Source organism: Amycolatopsis sp. WAC 04169 (assembly GCF_003947535.1).
GTDB classification, from domain to species: domain Bacteria; phylum Actinomycetota; class Actinomycetes; order Mycobacteriales; family Pseudonocardiaceae; genus Amycolatopsis; species Amycolatopsis keratiniphila.
In genome coordinates this window covers 33957-52980 of the sequence record NZ_QHJI01000018.1, presented here as the reverse complement: position 1 = coordinate 52980, position 19024 = coordinate 33957, and the positions used below count along the sequence as shown (strand labels likewise).

19 protein-coding genes and 2 riboswitches are annotated in these 19024 nt (G+C 69.7%); of the genes, 9 read left to right on the top strand and 10 right to left on the bottom strand.

The features are described 5' to 3' along the window. Positions 1-6: 6 nt before the first annotated feature. Positions 7-2286, top strand: coding sequence for an AAA family ATPase (locus DMC61_RS39095; protein WP_125695496.1), 2280 nt, complete (start codon positions 7-9; stop codon positions 2284-2286). Between the two features lie 54 nt (positions 2287-2340). Here DMC61_RS39095 and DMC61_RS39090 read toward each other — a convergent pair whose 3' ends face one another. Continuing rightward, positions 2341-2982, bottom strand: coding sequence for a LytR C-terminal domain-containing protein (locus tag DMC61_RS39090; RefSeq protein WP_125695495.1), 642 nt, complete (start codon positions 2980-2982; stop codon positions 2341-2343). After that, on the bottom strand, positions 2979-3290 hold the full coding sequence (locus DMC61_RS39085; RefSeq protein WP_005160574.1) for a DUF3263 domain-containing protein: 312 nt from the start codon (positions 3288-3290) through the stop codon (positions 2979-2981). Before DMC61_RS39085 ends, DMC61_RS39090 begins: the two co-directional genes overlap by 4 nt. Before the next feature lie 158 nt (positions 3291-3448). Between DMC61_RS39085 and DMC61_RS39080 the strand changes: the two genes are divergently transcribed. Next, positions 3449-4015, top strand: a complete 567-nt coding sequence (locus tag DMC61_RS39080; RefSeq protein ID WP_037335552.1) for a peptide deformylase — start codon at positions 3449-3451, stop codon at positions 4013-4015. A 79-nt stretch (positions 4016-4094) separates the two neighbouring features. Here the strand turns inward: DMC61_RS39080 and DMC61_RS39075 are convergent, their stop codons facing one another. Further along, the gene (locus DMC61_RS39075) at positions 4095-6263 is read right to left on the bottom strand and encodes a glycoside hydrolase family 15 protein (RefSeq protein WP_125695494.1); all 2169 of its coding nucleotides are present in this window, start codon (positions 6261-6263) and stop codon (positions 4095-4097) included. A 161-nt stretch (positions 6264-6424) separates the two neighbouring features. After that, positions 6425-6555, top strand: a riboswitch (TPP riboswitch). Here DMC61_RS39075 and thiC point away from each other — a divergent pair. Both thiC and thiD (DMC61_RS39065) read left to right on the top strand, forming a co-directional pair. Further along, on the top strand, positions 6549-8192 hold the full coding sequence (gene thiC, locus DMC61_RS39070) for a phosphomethylpyrimidine synthase ThiC (RefSeq protein ID WP_016337620.1): 1644 nt from the start codon (positions 6549-6551) through the stop codon (positions 8190-8192). Its footprint overlaps the riboswitch before it by 7 nt. Next, on the top strand, positions 8189-9007 hold the full coding sequence (gene thiD / locus DMC61_RS39065; RefSeq protein WP_125695493.1) for a bifunctional hydroxymethylpyrimidine kinase/phosphomethylpyrimidine kinase: 819 nt from the start codon (positions 8189-8191) through the stop codon (positions 9005-9007). The genes thiC and thiD (DMC61_RS39065) overlap by 4 nt, the downstream gene beginning before the upstream one ends. Positions 9008-9070: 63 nt before the next feature. On the opposite strand, the gene DMC61_RS39060 is transcribed toward thiD (DMC61_RS39065), so the two are convergent. Both DMC61_RS39060 and DMC61_RS39055 read right to left on the bottom strand, forming a co-directional pair. Beyond that, positions 9071-10588, bottom strand: coding sequence for an alkaline phosphatase family protein (locus DMC61_RS39060; RefSeq protein WP_125695492.1), 1518 nt, complete (start codon positions 10586-10588; stop codon positions 9071-9073). 95 nt (positions 10589-10683) lie between these two features. After that, entirely contained in the window at positions 10684-11082 is a 399-nt protein-coding gene (locus tag DMC61_RS39055) for a helix-turn-helix domain-containing protein (RefSeq protein ID WP_199750211.1), read from the bottom strand. 88 nt (positions 11083-11170) lie between these two features. Between DMC61_RS39055 and DMC61_RS39050 the strand changes: the two genes are divergently transcribed. Genes DMC61_RS39050 through DMC61_RS39040 form a run of 3 tightly spaced genes read left to right on the top strand, consistent with a single transcriptional unit; the run spans position 11171 to position 13772 of the window. Further along, on the top strand, positions 11171-12094 hold the full coding sequence (locus tag DMC61_RS39050) for an NADP-dependent oxidoreductase (RefSeq protein WP_125695491.1): 924 nt from the start codon (positions 11171-11173) through the stop codon (positions 12092-12094). A gap of 23 nt (positions 12095-12117) precedes the next feature. Continuing rightward, positions 12118-12948, top strand: a complete 831-nt coding sequence (gene thiD, locus DMC61_RS39045) for a bifunctional hydroxymethylpyrimidine kinase/phosphomethylpyrimidine kinase (RefSeq protein WP_125695490.1) — start codon at positions 12118-12120, stop codon at positions 12946-12948. Between the two features lie 26 nt (positions 12949-12974). Then, positions 12975-13772, top strand: a complete 798-nt coding sequence (locus DMC61_RS39040; protein ID WP_125695489.1) for an ion transporter — start codon at positions 12975-12977, stop codon at positions 13770-13772. Here DMC61_RS39040 and DMC61_RS39035 read toward each other — a convergent pair. The 4 genes from DMC61_RS39035 to thiO form a co-directional block, all read right to left on the bottom strand. Continuing rightward, entirely contained in the window at positions 13750-14184 is a 435-nt protein-coding gene (locus tag DMC61_RS39035) for a MarR family winged helix-turn-helix transcriptional regulator (RefSeq protein ID WP_125695488.1), read from the bottom strand. The genes DMC61_RS39040 and DMC61_RS39035 overlap by 23 nt on opposite strands. A 109-nt stretch (positions 14185-14293) precedes the next feature. After that, positions 14294-15052: a thiazole synthase gene (locus tag DMC61_RS39030; protein WP_016337628.1), complete on the bottom strand. Its 759-nt coding sequence runs from the start codon at positions 15050-15052 to the stop codon at positions 14294-14296. A 1-nt stretch (position 15053) separates the two neighbouring features. Further along, complete coding sequence (gene thiS, locus DMC61_RS39025; protein ID WP_016337629.1) at positions 15054-15254, bottom strand: sulfur carrier protein ThiS; 201 nt, start codon at positions 15252-15254, stop codon at positions 15054-15056. Next, entirely contained in the window at positions 15254-16327 is a 1074-nt protein-coding gene (gene thiO, locus DMC61_RS39020) for a glycine oxidase ThiO (RefSeq protein ID WP_125695487.1), read from the bottom strand. Before thiO ends, thiS begins: the two co-directional genes overlap by 1 nt. Then, positions 16321-16428, bottom strand: a riboswitch (TPP riboswitch). It overlaps the preceding gene by 7 nt. Positions 16429-16458: 30 nt before the next feature. Here thiO and thiE point away from each other — a divergent pair. Continuing rightward, complete coding sequence (thiE, locus tag DMC61_RS39015; protein WP_125695486.1) at positions 16459-17124, top strand: thiamine phosphate synthase; 666 nt, start codon at positions 16459-16461, stop codon at positions 17122-17124. Positions 17125-17200: 76 nt separating this feature from the next. On the opposite strand, the gene DMC61_RS39010 is transcribed toward thiE, so the two are convergent. Then, positions 17201-17914, bottom strand: coding sequence for a hypothetical protein (locus DMC61_RS39010; RefSeq protein WP_125695485.1), 714 nt, complete (start codon positions 17912-17914; stop codon positions 17201-17203). A 149-nt stretch (positions 17915-18063) separates the two neighbouring features. On the opposite strand from DMC61_RS39010, the gene DMC61_RS39005 reads away from it, so the two are divergent. Next, positions 18064-19002 carry a threonine/serine dehydratase gene (locus tag DMC61_RS39005; RefSeq protein ID WP_125695484.1) on the top strand — a complete coding sequence of 313 codons (939 nt, stop codon included), beginning with the start codon at positions 18064-18066 and terminating at the stop codon, positions 19000-19002. Positions 19003-19024 lie beyond the last annotated feature (22 nt).

The following is a 19024-nucleotide window of genomic DNA, read 5'->3' as shown; positions in this document are numbered from 1 at the left end:
GGCGGGGTGAGCGCACCCCAGATCACGCTGACCGTCCGGCACACCCCGTCCGCACTGGACTCCCGCCGCGGCGTCGTCCGGCTGCACCCCGAAGTCCTCGACGCGCTCGGCCTGATGGCCTGGGACGCCGTCCGCGTCACCGGCGCGCGGGTCAGCTCCGCGCTGGCCGCCCCGTCGGACGGCGAGGGGATCCCGGGCGTGATCCTCCTCGACGACGTCACGATGTCGAACCTCGGCGTGACCGAAGGTTCGGAAGTGGTCGTCGCGCCCGCGGAGGTGTCGGCCGCGAAGACGGTCACCGTGGCGGGCTCGCGCATCGCGAGCGTGTCGCTCTCCCCGCACACCCTGCGGCTCGCCCTGATCGGCAAGGTGCTGACCGTCGGCGACGCCGTTTCCCTGCTCCCCCAGGATCTCGCGCCCGCGCCGGGCTCCGACGTCTCCGCGGTCCGCGGCCAGCTTTCCCGCGCCATCGGCATGACGTGGACGAACGAGCTGCTCACCGTCACCGCCACCGAACCCTCGGGGCCGGTCGCCGTCGGACCGTCCACTGTGGTCAGCTGGCGCGACGGCGCCCGCACCGGCGAGGCCGAGCCCGCCGCCGCACCCGCCCGTGCCGGGACGACGCTGGCCCGCAGCACGCCTGCCACTCCCCACGAGGATTTCATCGACGCGGAGATCGTCGAAGACGAGCGGATCGACGAGATCGCCGAGGAATCCGTGCCGCCACTTTCGGATCTCGCCGGTTCCGAAGCGGCCGCGCGCAAACTCGCCGAATGGTTCGACCTGGCCTTCCATCGTCCGGAGCTGCTGGCGAAGCTCGGGACGTCGGCGCATCTCGGGGTCCTGCTGTCCGGGCCGGAAGGCGTTGGCAAGGCGACACTCGTCCGCGCCGTGGCACAGGCCGAGAAGGTGCGGGTGGTGTCGCTCGCCGCGCCGAACATCGCCGTCCTCGAACCGAACGTCGCCGCCGCGCGGTTGCGCGAAGCGATCGAGCAGGCCACCCGCGACGAAGACCCGGCCGTCCTGCTGATCACCGACATCGACGCGCTGCTGCCCGCGTCCCAGCCGCCACCGCTCGCGACGGTCGTCCTCGACGACCTGCGCAAAGCCTTGCGCACCAAGGGTTTCGCCATGGTCGCCACCACCGGGCGCGCCGAGTCCACCGATCCGCGGCTGCGCGCCGCCGACCTGCTCGACCGCGAGCTGGGCCTGCCGCTCCCGGACGCGAAGACCCGCACGGAACTGCTGCGTGTGCTCCTGCGCGACGCCCCGCTGGAGCCCGGCGTCGACGTCGGCCCGATCGCCGAGCGCACCCCCGGCTTCGTGGCGGCGGACCTCATCGCGCTCCGCCGCGACGCCGCCCTCCGCGCCGCACTGCGCCAGCGTGACGTCGACGAGCCGCGGATCTCCCAGCAGGACCTGCTCGACGCGCTCACCACGGTCCGCCCCATCTCGATGTCCACTTCGGACAACCTGGCCACCGGCGGACTGACGCTGGACGACGTCGGCAACATGACCGACGTCAAGCAGTCGCTCACCGAAGCGGTGCTTTGGCCGCTTCGCTACCCGGACTCGTTCGCCCGGCTCGGCGTCGATCCGCCGCGCGGCGTGCTCCTGTACGGGCCGCCCGGCGGCGGCAAGACGTTCCTGGTCCGCGCGCTCGCCGGCACCGGCGCGCTGAACGTCTTCGCGGTCAAGGGCGCCGAACTGATGGACAAATGGGTCGGCGAGTCCGAGCGCGCGGTGCGGGAACTGTTCCGCCGCGCCGCCGAGGCCGCGCCGTCGCTGATCTTCCTCGACGAGATCGACGCGCTCGCCGCGCGCCGCGGCCAGTCGTCGGACTCGGGCGTGTCGGACCGCGTGGTCGCGGCGCTGCTGACCGAATTGGACGGTGTCGAGCCGATGCGCGAGGTCGTCGTCCTCGGCGCGACGAACCGGCCGGAACTGGTCGACCCGGCGCTGCTTCGGCCGGGACGGCTGGAGCGCCGCGTCTACGTCCCGCCGCCGGACGCGCACGCCCGCGAGGCGATCCTCGCCGCCAGCGCCAAGAACACCCCGCTCGCGTCCGATGTGGACCTCGCGGCATACGCGGCCACTTTGGACGGTTACTCGGCGGCGGACTGCGCCGCGCTGATCCGCGAGGCCGCGCTGACCGCGATGCGTGAGTCGCTGGAGGCCAAGGAGGTCACCGCCGCGCATCTGGCGAAGGCGGCCGAGACGGTCCGGCCGTCGCTCGACCCGGCCCAGCTCGCGGCGCTGGAGGCGTACGCGCGGACCCAGGTCTGAGAATGCGAAAAGGGCCCGCTTCCCCGTGAGGAAGCGGGCCCTTTCACGTATGGACTAGGAGCCGTCCTTGTCGTTGGTCTTGTAGTCCTTGGTGAGGATGACGATCACACCGGGGCCGATGTTCTCGATCTCCTTGAACCGGGGCTCGGCGCGGAACCCGAACTCCAGCGCCAGCGCCTTCGCGGCCGCCTCCTCGTCGGTGCCCGGGCGGAAGTACGCCACCGTCTCGGGGAGCCTGCCCGGGTAGCCCTTGACCTCGGAGACGTTCCAGCCCGAGGCGCGGAAATCCTTCGCGGCCTGCTCGGCGAGGCCCTGGATCGTGCTGTTGTTGTAGACGCGCACCGTCACCCACTTGTGCGACGCCTGCTGATCACCACCGGGCTGCCCCGGCTGGCCCGGCTGACCGGTCTGCCCCGGCTGGCTCGCCGGAGGGGCCGAGCTCGCGGGCGCGCTCGACGGCGGTGCCGACGACGACGCGGGCGGCGTGCTGGCCGAAGGCGAACCGGGCGCCGGGGACGAAGGCTGCGTCGCGCCGTCCGAAGACGTGGGCGCGGGGCCGGGCGGCGTCGCGGTGTCGGAATCACCGCCGCCACTGGTCAGGGTGATCCCGCCGATCACGGCGGCGATCACGGCGACACCGACCAAGGCCAGTCCGGCGGCCTTCATCGGCCGGGACAGGCCCGAAAACAGACTCATGAGAGATCGATCCCCAGTCGCCGGGCCGCGCGATTGCGCTGCCGGGCCGCTCGCGTCTTTCGCAGGCGCTTCACCAGCATCGGGTCGGCCTGCATGGCTTCGGTCTTCTCGAGCAGCCGGTTCAGCAATTGGTAGTAGCGCGTCGACGACATCGAGAAGCGTTCGCGGATGGCCTGTTCCTTCGCGCCGGCGTACTTCCACCACTGACGTTCGAACGCGAGCATGTCGAGCTCGCGCTCGCTGAGGCCGTTCACGGTCTCCGACGGGGACGGCTGGTCGGGCTCAGCCATCGACTCCGCGGCGTCCATCCGACTCCTCGCAATCAGGTCAGTGCTCGGCGGGCGTGAAACCACAGGCTTGTCATTCCGCGGCGCCATTAGACCACGGATGCGGCGCCCGGCCTCGGTAACGGCGTCGGCGCGTCATGGGTAAGGGTGTACCAGAAGGGTCCGACTAAACTGCGCGCGTGACCGTCCATCCCATCGTGATCGCCGGCGAGCCCGTGCTGCACAACCCGACTCGGGAGATCACCGAGTTCGACGACAAGCTGCGCACCCTCGTCGACGACATGTTCGAGACCATGTACGCCGCCGAAGGGGTGGGCCTCGCGGCCAACCAGATCGGCCTCGACCTGCGCGTGTTCGTCTACGACTGCCCCGACGACGAGGGCACGCGCCACAAGGGCGTCGTGGTGAACCCGAAGCTCGAGACGTCGGAGATCCCGGAGACGATGCCCGATCCGGACGACGACTGGGAGGGCTGCCTGTCGGCGCCCGGCGAGTCGTACCCGACCGGGCGCGCTTCGTGGGCGAAGGTCACCGGCTTCGACGTCGAGGGCAATCCGATCGAGGTCGAAGGCACCGGCTACCTCGCGCGCTGCCTGCAGCACGAGACCGACCACCTGGACGGCTTCATCTACCTCGACCGGCTGGTCGGGCGGCACGCCCGCGCGGCGAAGAAAATGCTCAAGTCGAACAAATGGGGCGTTCCGGGCAACTCGTGGCTGCCCGAGGCTCAGCCCTCCGACGACTGATCCCTCAGCGCATGTCATGAAAGGGTCGTTCAGGACGAAAGATGTCCTGAACGACCCTTTCATGACATTTACGCGAGGGTCAGCACCCCAGGAAGTGGCACCGCACGACCCGAGGCTGCTCGATCACCTTCCCGGCCTCCACCGACCACGCGAGCCGGAGGTACTGGGCGTGCGTCCAGGCCAGCGGCGTCGCGGACGCGGTCGGCGTGCCCGCCGGGAAGCCCGGCCGCCCCGAAGGCGCGTTTTCGTCCCAGACCTGCTCCGGCATCGTGTCCCCCGAACTACTGACGCGCCCGAGGTCGCGAAGCCGCTTCGCGGCCGTACCCCGGTCACCGGCGGCGAGGTCGTACTCGCCGCGTTCACCCGCGAGCAGCGGCCACAGTCGCCCGAAGGTGGTCCGGCTTTCGGCCGGGAACGTGTAGTCCCACGGCGAGCCGTCGGCCTTCTCGCCGTATCCGTCCTTCGTGTAACGGTGCCAGAACTGCCCGGTCGGTGTGGTGAACGCGATGTCGGCGTCGGTGACCTTGACGCTGTTCCTGATCACCGGATCGTCGGCACGGTAGATGCCCAGCCTCACCAGTTCGAGGAAACCGGCGTCGGTCACGGCACGCTGGTCCATGGTCACGCTGGAGTTGCCGAGGTTGTACTTGGTGCCGTTGTTCGCATTGCCGTCCTTGGTCAGCCGGACGAAGTACGGGTCCTTCGACAGCGGGCCGTTCGTGGTCACCGTCCACTGGGCGAGTTTCGCCTTGAAGGCGTCGGCGGTGTCGAGATAGCGCTTCGCGTCACCGGCGGCGCCGTTCGCCTTGGCGAGGTCGGCCGCGCAGACCAGCCCGGCGATCACCGCGGCGATCGTCGAGGGCGAGTAGCCGTCCTGCTCCTCCCAGCGTTCCTGCTGGCTGTACGGCGACGCGTGCCCGTTGTCCGCCTTGTAGGACAACAGGAATTCCGCCGCCTTGCGCACACCCCGCCAGGTCTTCGCGTCGGTGCGGCCGAGCTGCTGCGCGAGCACGATCGGCAGCGCGGTCTCGTCGAGCTGGATGGACGTCCAGTACGGCGTGCCGTCGACGTGGCTGTTCTGCGGCAGATGCCCGTCCGGCAGCTGCTGCGTGCCGAACATGTAGTCGACCGACCGGTTCGCGGCGTCGCGGACACCGGCGGCGAGCAGCCCGGTCGCGATCTGGTAGAGGTCACGCGGCCAGACCAGGTGATAGGTGCCCGACGGCGACCATTCCGGGTCGTTGTTGCCGAACCGCCACGGCATGCTCGGCGAAGCGATGAGCGCGCCACGGTGGATCTTGTCCTCGCTCGCCGCGAGCATGAGCACGGACGCCTGATAGAGGTCCCGCTCCCGCTTGGTCTTCAGCGACGACGGCGCGTCCTTCAGCTGACGGAGGTACTGCTTCCAGCCCCGGTCGTACGCGCGGGCCGCGTCGGCGAATCCGCGCCGTAGAGAGGCTTTCGCGTTGGCGAGCGCGTCGGTCTCCTTGGCGCCCATGCCCAGCGAAAGCGTGAAGTCCCGCGAGCGGACGCCGTCGGCGGAGGTCTGCCCGGTGATCAGCACGTTGCCCTTGGCCGCGGTCGCGTAATCCTTGAGGCTGAACGATTTCGTCAGCTGCGTGATGCCGTCGGAAGAGCCCGAGTACCCCACGGAAGTACGCGAGAACGCCGGTTCCGCCGCCAGCGCGGCCGACGTCTTCGCATCCGATGAGACCGCGCTCGCACCGTCGGCGCGCGCGGAGTCGTCGGAGCCTTCGTTGGTGAGGTCGGGATCCGCGACCGCGTACACCTGATACGGGCGGCCGGTCAGCGAGACGAAGTCGACGTCGATCAGCACACTCGCACGCGCCGGGTCGGTGACGTAGGTCTTGCGGAGCTTCCACCGGCGGTGGTCGTCGGTGATGGTCTGTTCGTAGGTGAGGCCGCCGCTGCGGCGCACCTGCTGGGCCTTGGCCGAGGAATCGACGGTCGCGAAGCTCGTCCCGTCGGTGACGACGAGGTCCAGCGACCGCACGCCCGGTGTCGACAGATCCGGGTAGTAGACCTCGGACATCCGGCCGCCCTGCAGGGTGAACCAGACGTTGCTGACCTGCTCACGGGCGGTCCCGAAGCCGGTCTTGTCGGCAGGCAGCCAGCTCGGATGGGCGCCGGGCTCGCCTGGCGCCTCACCGCCCTGGGCCTCGGCGACCGCGGGGACCAGCCCCGCGATCAGCACGCCTGCCAGTGCCGGGAGCACGAGTTTTCGCATATCCACCCCAGACTTCTGTAACGGTGCAGAACCTCCGGGATTCTGTCGTGAATCCCCGGCGCGCACAGGACCCGAACCGGTGAACCACCAACGCTGTCGACAAGTCGCCACCGAGGGCGGGTTGATTGATCCGGCCCCGGCGTGGCATGGTCGGGGCACAACCAAACAACCGCGGGAGCTCGCGCCATGGCGGGCTGAGAGGGCGGCTGGAGTCTTTCTAGAGGACCCGGCGCCGCCGACCGCATGAACCTGACCGGGTAATGCCGGCGTAGGGAGTGAACGTCGTTGACGACGCTTGAGAATGCCCAGGGCATCAAGCCGACCGTGACCACCGGTCCGATCACCGGTTCCCGGAAGGTCTACCACCAGACGGAATCCGGTCTCCGGGTCCCCGCGCGGCGGATCGACCTTTCGAACGGCGAGCATTTCGACGTTTACGACACCTCCGGCCCGTACACCGACGACGACGCGCAGATCGATGTCCACAGTGGACTCCATCGGCTGCGCGCCGGCTGGGCCGACGGTCGTGAGCACAACACCCAGCTCGGCTGGGCCAAACAGGGCGTCATCACCCGCGAGATGGAGTACATCGCGGCACGCGAGCGCTGCTCGCCGGAATTCGTGCGGGACGAGGTCGCGCGCGGCCGCGCGGTGATCCCCGCCAACCGCAAGCACCCGGAGACCGAGCCGATGATCATCGGCAAGAACTTCCTGGTGAAGATCAACGCCAACATGGGCAACTCGGCCGTCTGGTCCTCCGTGGAGGAAGAGGTCGACAAGATGGTGTGGGCCACCCGCTGGGGCGCCGACACGATCATGGACCTCTCCACCGGCAAGCGGATCCACGAGACGCGCGAGTGGATCATCCGCAACTCGCCCGTCCCGGTCGGCACCGTGCCGATCTACCAGGCGCTGGAAAAGGTCAACGGGGAGCCCGAAAAGCTGTCGTGGGAGGTGTACCGCGACACCATCATCGAGCAGTGCGAGCAGGGTGTCGACTACGTCACCGTGCACGCCGGGGTGCTGTTGCGCTACATCCCGCTGACCGCGCGCCGGGTCACCGGCATCGTCTCGCGCGGCGGCTCGATCATGGCGGCGTGGTGCCTCGCGCACCACAAGGAGTCGTTCCTGTACACCAATTTCGCCGAGCTCTGCGAGATCCTGCGCGAGTACGACGTCACCTTCTCCCTCGGTGACGGCCTGCGCCCGGGCTCGATCGCCGACGCGAACGACCGCGCGCAGTTCGCCGAGCTGGAGACGCTCGGCGAGCTCACGCACATCGCCCGCGAGCACGACGTCCAGGTGATGATCGAGGGCCCCGGCCACGTGCCGATGCACAAGATCAAGGAGAACGTCGAACTCGAAGAGAAGCTGACCGGCGAGGCGCCGTTCTACACCCTCGGCCCGCTCGCGACCGACATCGCGCCGGCGTACGACCACATCACCTCGGCCATCGGCGCGGCGCAGATCGGCTGGTACGGCACGGCGATGCTCTGCTATGTCACGCCGAAGGAGCACCTCGGCCTGCCGAACCGCGACGACGTGAAGACCGGCGTCATCACCTACAAGATCGCCGCGCACGCCGCCGACCTCGCCAAGGGGCACCAGTACGCGCAGGAGTGGGACGACGAACTGTCCAAGGCCCGCTTCGAATTCCGCTGGAACGACCAGTTCAACCTGTCGCTGGACCCGGACACCGCGCGTTCGTACCACGACGAGACGCTGCCCGCGGAACCGGCGAAGACGGCGCACTTCTGCTCGATGTGCGGGCCGAAGTTCTGCTCGATGCGCATCACGCAGGACGTCCGCAAGTACGCCGAGGAACACGGTCTGTCCACTGTGGAGGCCATCGAGGCCGGTATGTCGGAGAAGTCGACGGAGTTCGCCGAGCAGGGCAACAAGGTGTACCTGCCGGTGGTCAATCCGTGACAGCCACCCCCAGGACGGCCCTCACCATCGCCGGATCGGATTCCGGTGGTGGTGCGGGCATCCAGGCCGATCTGCGCACCTTCTTCGCCAACGGGGTGCACGGGATGGTCGCGCTGACCGCGGTCACCGTGCAGAACTCGCTGGGCGTGCAGGGTTTCAGCGAGATCCCGGTCGACGTCGTCACCGGCCAGATCAAGGCCGTCGCCACGGACATGGGCGTCGACGCGGCGAAGACCGGGATGCTGGCGACGGCCGAGATCATCAACGCCGTCGCCAAAACGCTCGATGAAGTCCACATCGGACGCTCGGGTACGCCGTTCGTCGTCGACCCCGTCGCCGCTTCGATGACCGGGCACGCGTTGCTGCGCGAGGAGGCTTTGGAGGCGATCCGCACCGAGCTCTTCCCGCGCGCCACGCTGATCACGCCGAACCTGGATGAGGTGCGGCTGCTGACCGGCGTGGAGGTCACCGGACCCGGGACCCAGCGGGAAGCGGCGGAAGCGTTGCTGGAGTTCGGTTCCGAGTGGGTGCTGGTGAAGGGCGGGCACCTCGACGCCGCCCAGGACTGCGTGGACCTGTTGTCCGACGGCGAATCATGGGTCGAGCTGAGCGGCCCGCGCTTCGACACCCGGAACACGCACGGCGGTGGGGACACGATGGCTTCGGCGATCACGTCCTCGCTGGCGAAGGGGGCCGATGTGCCGACCGCCGTCGCCGAGGGCAAGCGGTTCATCGAGCGGTGCGTGGCGGAGTCGTATCCGCTGGGGGCCGGGGTCGGTCCCGTTTCACCCTTCTGGCGGCTCTCGAGCCCTTGAGGCGTGCAATGAAAGTGTCTTTCCTTGCAAATTTTGCAAGGAAGGACACTTTCATTGCACGCGTTACCGGATCGTGAAGCGGGGAGCGTCCACCGCCCAGTACCAGTCGTTCCCCGCCGCGTAGAGCCGCCAGGTCAGCTTCACCGAACGAGCCCCGGCGGGCACCCGCACCGAAGCCGACGTCGGCACCGAAAGCACGTCGCCGCCCTTGTTCGCCGTCCCGGACTCCGGCCCGTAGGCCAGCACGTTCTGCTCAGGGCCACCGTCGAACGACGCCGTCAGCGCGCCCCGCTGCGTCCCCTCCTGCCGGTAGTGCGAAACGAACGCGACGTCCACAGTGGACTTCCCGGAGACGTCGAGCGAAGGCGACACCAGGGAGGAGTCGAAGGTGCCGCGCGACGAGGGCGAACCCTTGTCGTCCCACTCGTCCGGGTCCGCGACCGCGAAGACGCCACGTGCCCGCGCGTTCGCTTCACGCTGCTGTCCGGGGGCGGTGCGGGTCCAGAAGTCGTCGGTCGTGAAGGCCCAGCCCTGCCATTCCGTCACGCCGGCGGGCATGCCGGACGCGTTGCGTACCGTCCAGCCGCCCGGCGCGTCGTGCGTCCAGCCGAGCACCCCGGACGGGACACCGGTTTCGTCCTGCCGGGGCTTCAAAACGGCCGAGTCGAAGACGTCAGAGGGCACGGCGCCGAGCGGATAGCCGTCGTAGACCGCCGGTGCCGCGATGCCCAGATGCCGCAGCACGGTCGGCGCGATGTCGACGATCTTCGGTGCCACGGCGGGGGTTCCGGCAGGAACGGCGCCGCCGGCGGCGATCACGAAGGTCATCCGCTCCTCGGGCGTGTCACCGCCGTGGCCGCCTGAGGGCGTGTGGCCGTGGTCCGAGGAGATCATGATCAGCCAGTCCTCGTTCGCGCGGTCCGCGCGGGCGTCGACGGCGGCGAGCAGGCGTCCGATCAGCGCGTCGTCGGTGCGCAGGCTGGCTTCGTACTGCGACGAGTCCGCGCCGTGCTCGTGGCCGGCGATGTCGGTCTGTCCGAAGTAGACGAACGACGCGTCGGCCTTGTCCTGCTTGAGATGCTTCTCCGCGTCGACGGCCACCTGCTCGTCGGTCTTCTCGTAGCCCGCGCTGTCGCCGTTCAGGACGAATTTACGATCCTGGCCGGTGCGCAGGATCCGGTCGCCGATCGGCGTCCAGTCGACCGCGGCGTAGGTGTCGAGCGCCGGGTTCGCGGTTTCGGCGCGCGCGAGCCAGCTCGGATGCGAGGCGAGATCGTTGCCGGTGAAGGAATTGTCCTTCACCTCGTGCTTGTCCGGCCAGACGCCGGTGAGGATCGTGGACCAGCCGGGGCCGCTGACCGTCGGCGCCATCCCGCTGCCGTACAACGAACTGCGCGACACGTACCCGCGGTTCGCCAGCGCGTGGACGTTCGGGGTGTCGGCGGCCATCAGCTTGTCGAACCGGGCGCCGTCCAGGCCGATGACCAGCACCTTGGGCGTTTTGGCCGCGGCGACGGCGACACCGGACGTCAGCCCGGCGACGGCCACCAAGACCGAGAGGAGGGAAAGCGTTCTGCGCACGTAAGCCTCCGGGTAACTTGTTCGAACCAATTGTTCGTCAAGTTAGTGCGCCGAACCGACTTCCCGATGAAGTCCGCGTGCCTTCGCGGAGGACTTCAGCCGACGGGCTCCATCACCCGCGAGTCGTACTCCTTCCGCGACTGGAGGATCCCGTCGAAGTTGGCGACCGACCATTCGCTGACCGCCATGAGCAGCGTGCCCGCGCTCGCGCCGCGCTCGGTCAGCGCGTACTCGACGGTCGGCGGCGTGGTCGGGAAGACCGTGCGCGTGACCAGGCCGTCGCGTTCGAAAGCACGCAGGTTCTGCGTCAGCATCTTCTGGCTGATCCCGCCGACGGCGCGGCGCAGCTCACCGAACCGGTGCGGCCGCCGCGACAGCGCGCCGAGCACGAGCGCGGTCCACTTGTTGGCGAGCAGATCGAGGACGTCTCGGCACGGGCAGTTCCGCAGGTAGATGTCCCACGGGGATTCCGGCACTTCACAGGTGGTTTCCATCAGGTACCTAGTTTACCTTTAAGTGCCTTCTGGCGAAAAGAGACCAAGCGCCCGAGCATGGAAAGCACCAACAACGGAGGAGCTTTCGATGCGCGTCGTGACCCAGCAGCGGTTTGGTGGCCCGGAAGTGCTGGAGGTGACCGAGACCGACCGGCCCGCCCCCGGTCCGACGGAGGTGCTCGTGCGGGTGCGCGCCGCCGGGATCAACCCGGTCGACTGGAAGACCCGGGCGCACGGTGTCTTCATGGGCGAGCCGCCGTTCGTCCTCGGCTGGGACGTCTCCGGGGTCGTGGAAGAGCTCGGCGTCGGCACGACGCGTTTCGCCGTCGGCGACGAGGTACTCGGCTTCCCGTGGTTCCCGCGGCAGGCCGGGGGCTACGGCGAATACGTGACCGCGCCCGCCCGCCAGTTCGTGCGCAAACCCGCGAGCCTCACCCACGAACAGGCCGCCGGGCTGCCGCTCGCCGGGCTCACCGCGTGGCAGGGCCTGGTGGACCTCGCCGATGTCCGGCCGGGGCAGCGCGTGCTGATCGACGCGGCCGCGGGCGGTGTCGGGCACCTCGCCGTCCAGGTGGCGAAGGCGCGCGGGGCGTACGTCGTGGGCACGGCGAGCGCGGGGAAGCACGGCTTCCTCCGCGAGCTCGGCGTCGACGAGCCGATCGACTACCGCGACGAAACCGCGACCACCTCCGAGGTGGACCTCGTGTTCGGGCTGGTCGGCGAGCGGAGTGACCTGCGCTGGCTGGACGCGGTGAAACCCGGCGGCCTGCTGATCGCGGTCCCCGGTGGCCCGAGCGAGGCTGTCATGTCGAAGGCGGAGCAGCTCGGCGTGCGGACGTCGGGGATGCTCGCCGAACCCGATCAGCTCGGCCTGCTGGCGCTGACCGGGCTGGTCGAGAAGGGCGAATTGCGTGTCCACGTCGACCAGACCTTCCCGCTGGAAGACGTCGCGAAGGCGCACGAAGTCGGCGAAGGCGGCAGGGTCACGGGGAAGCTCGTCCTGACCGTCTGAGATCGCGCATGGAAAATGAACCCATGAGCGAGAACCCGAGCCCGCCGTCGGCGCTGACCATCGCGGGGTCCGACTCCGGCGGCGCCGCCGGCCTGCAGGCGGACCTGCGCACGTTCCTCACCTGTGGCGTGCACGGCCTGGTCGCGGTCACCGCCGTGACCGTCCAGAACACCCTCGGCGTGCACGATCGCACCGACATCCCGCCGCAGATCGTCGCCGGGCAGATCGAGGCGGTCGCGGCCGACATGGGCGTCAACGCAGCGAAGACCGGCATGCTCGCCTCGGCCGGGATCATCCACGCCGTCGCCGCAGCGTGCGACAAGGCCGAGATCGGCCGTGACAGCAAGGTGCCGTTCGTGGTCGACCCGGTCGCGGCGTCGATGCACGGGCATCCGCTGTTCGACGAGGCCGGGCTGGTGGCGCTGCGCGACGAGCTCCTGCCGCGCGCGACCGTCCTCACGCCGAACCTCGACGAGGTCCGCCTGCTGACCGGGATGACCGTGACCACCCGCGAGCAGATGCACCAGGCGGCCGTCGTCCTGCACCGGCTCGGGCCGAAGTACGTGCTCGTGAAGAGCGGACACCTCGTCTCCGACCCGGAGTGCGTCGACGTGCTCTTCGACGGCTCCACGTTCGTCGAGCTGCCGGGCGAGCGGTACGCGACGCAGCACACGCACGGCGCCGGGGACACGATGGCGTCGGCGCTGACGGCCGGTCTCGCGAAGGGGATGTCCGTCGTGGAGGCCGCCCGGTACGGCAAGTGGTTCGTCTCACACGCGGTCGAAAACGCCTATCCGATGGGCGCGAAGGTCGGTCCGGTTTCGGCCTTTTGGCGGCTTGCGCCGGAGCACTGAGCACACGGACGGTTACCATCTGCGCCGTGACGGGACGCGAAACGGTGGCCAGGGTCGTCGAAGACCGCCGCTTCCAGAACTTCATCATCGCGGTGATCGTCTTCAACGCCGTCACCCTCGGCCTGGAGACCTCGACCAGGATGGTCGCCGAGCACGGGTCGCTGCTGCACACGGTCGACTACATCGCGCTGGGGGTCTTCGTCCTCGAACTCGGCGCGAAGCTCTACGCCTACCGCGCGAAGTTCTTCCGCGACCCGTGGAACATCTTCGACCTGGTCGTCGTCGGCATCGCGGTGATCCCCACGACCGGCCCCTTCGCGGTGCTGCGGGCGTTGCGGGTCCTGCGGGTGCTGCGGCTGATCTCGGTCGTGCCGTCGATGCGGAAGGTCGTCACCGGCCTGCTCGCGTCGATCCCCGGCATGGCCTCGATCGCCGCGCTCCTCGCACTGATCATCTTCGTCGCGGGCGTGGTGGCGACGAAGCTGTTCGGCGCGATCTCACCGGAGAACTTCGGCGACCTCGGCACTTCGCTGTTCACCCTGTTCCAGGTGATGACGGGCGAGGCGTGGCCGGACATCGCGAAGGAGGTCATGCGAGAAGCACCCATGGCCTGGGTGTTCTTCGTGGTCTACATCCTCGTGTCCAGCTTCGCGGTGCTGAACCTCTTCATCGCCGTGGTGGTCAGCGGGATGGAGGACGAGCTTCGCCAGGACATCCGCGAAGAAGAGGCGAAGCAGGCCGAGACCCAGGCTCAGGCGAACAAGGAGATCCTCGACGAGCTTCGCGCTCTTCGCGCGGAAGTCAGCGCTCTTCGTCGGCAATAAGCGCTTCGAGCGCGGGGAGAGCCGCCGCCAAGGCCGCCTGGTGCTCCGGAGTCAGCCGTTCGAGGCGTTTGCCGAGTTCGTTCACCCGCGTCGACCGGACGCCGGAAACCAGCCTCTCGCCCTCTTCGGTGGCCTCCGCGAGCCAGGCGCGCCTGTCGATCGGGTCCGATTCACGGCTGACGTAGCCCGCTTCGACCAGCGAAGCGACGATCCTCGACATGGTGGCCGCGGCGACGCCTTCCTTCGCCGCGAGATCACCCAGGCGGAGCTGGCCGTAGTTCACGAGGGTGGCGAGCGCCGAAATGGCGCCGTGGCCCGGCCCGGGCACGCCCGCCTGGCGCAGTGACCGGGACAGCCTGCCCACCGCCAGGAACAACCTGCCCGAAATGTCCTGGACCGTTGACGTGGTCACCACTGGCTCCTCTGGGTACACGGCGGCGGGTGCGCCTCCGGAAAGTGCCGTCAACCATACGGGCTCCGGGGGCTTACTCGCTGTCAAGGCCGTGAACCGTACAAAAGGGTTATCGAGGAGGGCTGGAGGCGTGCGCCCAGAACCGCTGCGGGATCCGCCCCGCGCCGGCGGCCAGCCGCCCGGCGGTGACGGCGGCCCGCATCGCCGACGCCATCCGTTCCGGATCCGCGGCCCTGGTCACGGCGGTGGAGAGCAGGACGGCGTCGCAGCCGAGCTCCATCGCCAGGGTCGCGTCGGAAGCCGTGCCGATCCCGGCGTCGAGGATCACCGGGACCCCCGCGCGCGACACGATCAGCTCGATGTTGTGCGGGTTCCGGATGCCGAGACCGGTGCCGATGGGCGCGCCGAGCGGCATCACCGCCGCACAGCCCGCCTCCTCCAGCCGCAGCGCCAGCACCGGGTCGTCGTTCGTGTACGCGAGCACGGTGAAGCCGTCCGCGGCGAGTTGTTCGGCCGCTTCGAGGGTCTCGAACGGGTCCGGCAGCAGCGTGCGGTCGTCGGCGTGGACCTCCAGCTTGATGAGGTCGGTTTCGAGTGCTTCGCGGGCGAGCTGCGCGGTGAGGACCGCTTCGGCGGCCGTGCGGCAGCCGGCGGTGTTGGGCAGCAGGCGGATGCCGAGCCGCCGAAGCAGTTCGAGGACGCCGGAGCCGCCTTCGGCGTCGGCCTTGCGCATGGCGACGGTGGTCAGTTCCGTGCCGGACGCCACCAGCGCGCGTTCCAGCACGGCGAGGTTGCCCGCGCCGCCGGTGCCGATGATCAGCCGCGACGAGAGCTTGTGCTCGCCGATGACGAGTTCGTCACCGTTCATGTCAGCCTCCTTGCACAGCGGTGAGGATGTCGACGCTGGCGCCCTTGCGCACCACCGATTCCGGCCAGTCGCCCCGCCGGACGACCACGCCGTCCACCGCGACCGCGACGCCCCGCGTCGCCGTGCCCAGCGCCTCCAGCACACCCTCGACGGTGGTCCCGTCGGGGAATTCGCGCCACTGGCCGTTGACCTGGATCTCCATCACACCCGCTCCTCGCTTCGCCGCGACGGCGTGGCCGCCGCGACCTCGTCCGGCAACGGCCGTCCGTCCAGCCAGGCGACCGCGGCGTCCGCGGTGACCGGGGCCATCAGGAGACCGTTGCGATGGTGACCTGTCGCGGCGAAGACACCTTCGCCCAGCTCACCGATGAAAGGCATTGTGTCGACACTCGCCGCGCGAAGCCCGGCCGCGGTCTCGACGAGCTCGTACTCGGTCAGGCCCGGGAAGACGCGCTCCGCGCCTTCGAGCAGCTCACGTACGCCTCGGACGGTGACGGTCTCGTCGAAACCGGCCTCGTACTGGGTCGCGCCGAGCACGAGCTGACCATCGTCGCGCGGGACGAGGTAGATCGGGCGGCCCTCGACCATCGCGCGGACGGTCCGTTTCGGCGGCGGCAGGCAGCCCCGTCGCGGCCGCAGGCGGAGGATCTCACCCTTCAGCGGGCGGACGGCGCCGTCGAGCGCGGGGTGCAGGCGTCCGGTCCAGGCGCCCGCGGCGAGGACGACGTCGCCTTCGAGGCCTTCGAGTTCGGTGACCGTCTCATGGCGGAACTCGACGCCGCGCACGGCACACGCGTGTTTGAGCGCGATCAGCAGCTTTCTGTTGTCCACGGCGAGATCCCCGGGCACCAGGAGTCCACTTCGGACTGTCCCGGCGAGACCGGGCTCGGCACGGCGGGCTTCGCGGCCGGTCAGCTGCTCTACCTCGCGGCCGAGTTCGGTGAGGTACGCGGCGAGCATTTCGAGGTTGCCCGCGTCGGCGCTGTCCAGCGCGACGACGAGCGTGCCGTGCGGGGACAGTCCCGGATCGACACCCTCTTCGGCCAGGTCACGCGCGAACTCCGGCCAGCGCCGCAGCGACGCCTCACCGAGGGTGAGCACGTCCTCCTCGCCGGGCCAGGCCTCGGTGACCGGCGCGAGCATGCCGCCCGCGAGCCACGACGCGCCTCGTCCCGGATCCGGGTCGTACACGGTGACGCGACGACCGCGCGCGGACGCGCGCCAAGCGACCGAGAGGCCGATGACCCCGCCGCCGACAACCGAAAGTTCTGCCATGAGATCACGCTCCCTGCGCCGGCATGACCCGGATCAGGTTCCACGGTCGGAGCGGTCCCGGCTCCCTCTCAGCCCGTCCTCGGGCTCCCGTGCGGACCACCCCACCGTAGCGCGCGAGTACCGTCGCCGCCATGCCCACCCTGTCTGGTTCGCCGATCCGCGCCCGGCTCGCGGACGCCCGCCTGTACCTCTGCACCGACGCCCGCCGCGGCCGCGGCGATCTCGCCGAATTCGCCGACGCGGCGCTGGCCGGCGGGGTCGACATCATCCAGCTGCGGGACAAGACCGGCGGCGCCCCGATCGAGGCGAAACACGAGATCGCCGCCCTCGAAGTGCTGGCCGAGGCGTGCGAAAAGCACGACAAGCTGCTGGCGGTGAACGACCGGGCGGACGTCGCGCTCGCCGTCGGCGCGCACGTGCAGCACCTGGGCCAGGACGACATCCCGGTGCCGCTGGCGCGCCGCGTACTGGGCGACGACGTGGTGATCGGCCGGTCCACCCATTCGGCCGAACAGGCCGCGGCCGCCGCCGGGGAGCCCGGCGTCGACTACTTCTGCACCGGCCCGTGCTGGCCGACCCCGACGAAGCCGGGCCGGTCCGCGCCGGGACTCGATCTGGTGCGCTCGACGGCCGCGTCCGGGACGACGCGGCCGTGGTTCGCGATCGGCGGGATCGACACCGAGCGGCTGCCCGAGGTGCTGGCCGCGGGCGCGTCCCGGATCGTCGTCGTCCGGGCGATCACCGAGGCCGAAGACCCCGAAGCGGCCGCTCGCACGCTTCGCTCCGCCCTCTCCTGACCCCATGCGTTTCGTCCTCTGAATGCGGTAGTCGGTATCGCGAACTACCGCATTCAGAGGACGAAATGCAGGGGGGTCAGGGCACGGGGGTGTTCGAGGCGGGTGGGGCGGACGGCGTCGTCGAAGGTGCCTGAGAGGTCGAAGGCGTGGTGGACGGTGCTGTCGGCGTCGTCGGGGGCGCCTGCGTAGTGGTGGGCGTCGTCGAAGGGGGCGGAGTGTTCGTCGGCGTCGTGTCCGGCTGGTCGTCCTTCGTCTCCGAAGGGGGCGTCGCGGGCGGGGCGTCGTGCTTGTCCTGCCGATCCTGCGCCTGCCCGCCGCCGATGATCTTCCCTATGGTCGTCCCGGTCCCGCCGCCGAAGGTCTTCCCGGTCGCGCCCTCGAAGCCGGTGATCGCGACGAGCGCCACCGCGAACGCCACCACGCTGACCCCGGCGATCACCGCCCAGCGCGGCTTGAACTTCCGGCCGGAGGGTTCCTCTTCGTCCTCGGACGGTTTCAACCGGACGGTCTCCGCTTCGCCGGGGTCGAGCACCCGGCGCCGTCCCGGCACGGTCAGCACCACCCGCGCCTTCAGCGCCGCGTCCTTCGTCCGCTGAAGCGAACGCAGGTACAGCTCGCCGCCGAGCGTCGTGATCACACTCGCCAGCCCGGCGCCCGCCACCGTTCCGGCCACGCCGAGCGTGGAACCCAGCAACGCCGCGGTGATCGCGGCCATCGCCGCCGCCGTCACCTGGATGATCCGGCCCTGCTTTTCCGTCTTTTCGGTCTTCTCCGAGGTCTCCTTGGTCATGATCCCGTTCTGCAGCTAGTCGGTCCTCACCCGTCCTAACGAATAAGGCGCACGGGATGCTCCCCTCGTTGTCCGCACGTGAGGAGCGCCACGCCGTCTGTCCAAAAAGGACTGTCCACGACTCACAACTCCTTGACATAATCGGATGTATGGATCTGGTATCGATCGAGGAAATCCGCGACGCGGCGAGCCGTGTCAAAGGCGTCGCGGTGCGCACACCCCTGCTGGCACAAGGGTGGGCGCCGTTGTGGCTCAAACCGGAAAGCCTTCAGCCGATCGGCGCTTTCAAAGTGCGCGGGGCCTACAACGCGATCGCCGCACTGACCGAAGACGAGCGCGCCCGCGGCGTCGTCGCGTTTTCCAGTGGCAACCACGCGCAAGCGGTCGCCTACTCGGCGAAGCGTTTCGGGATCCCCGCGGTGATCCTGATTCCGGACGTCGCCCCGCGCGCCAAGGTCGAAGCCACCAGGGCGCTCGGCGCCGAAGTCATCGAAGTCCCGATCGACGCCCAGGAGTCCTCCGCACTCGCCGTCGCCGAGGAACGGGGGCTCACCATGATCCCGCCGTTCGACCACCCCGACGTCATCGCCGGACAGGGCACCGTCGGCCTGGAGATCGCCGAAGACCTGCCGGACGCCGACGTCGTCCTCGTCCCGCTCAGTGGCGGCGGGCTGGCCTCGGGCGTCGGCACGGCGATCAAGGCACTGCTGCCCGGCGCGAAGGTCATCGGCGTCGAGCCGGAGCTGGCGGCGGACACCGCCGAAGGCCTGCGCGCGGGCAGGCGGATCGAGTGGCCGATGGACCTGCGGGCGCGGACCAGCGCCGACGGCCTGCGCGCCCAGCCGTCGGACCTGACCTTCGCCCACCTCCAGTCGGTGCTCGACGACGTCGTCACCGTTTCGGAGGAGGAGATCCGGAACGCCGTCCGGACGCTCGCGCACCGCGCCCGGCTGGTCGCCGAGCCGAGCGGCGCCACCGCGACCGCCGCGTTCCTCTCGCACCGCGACGCGCTGCCGCCGGGCAAGGTCGTTTCGGTCGTTTCGGGCGGCAACCTGGACCCGGCGACCCTCGCCGACCTATTGGCGTAACTCGCGTGAGTTACGCCTTCGA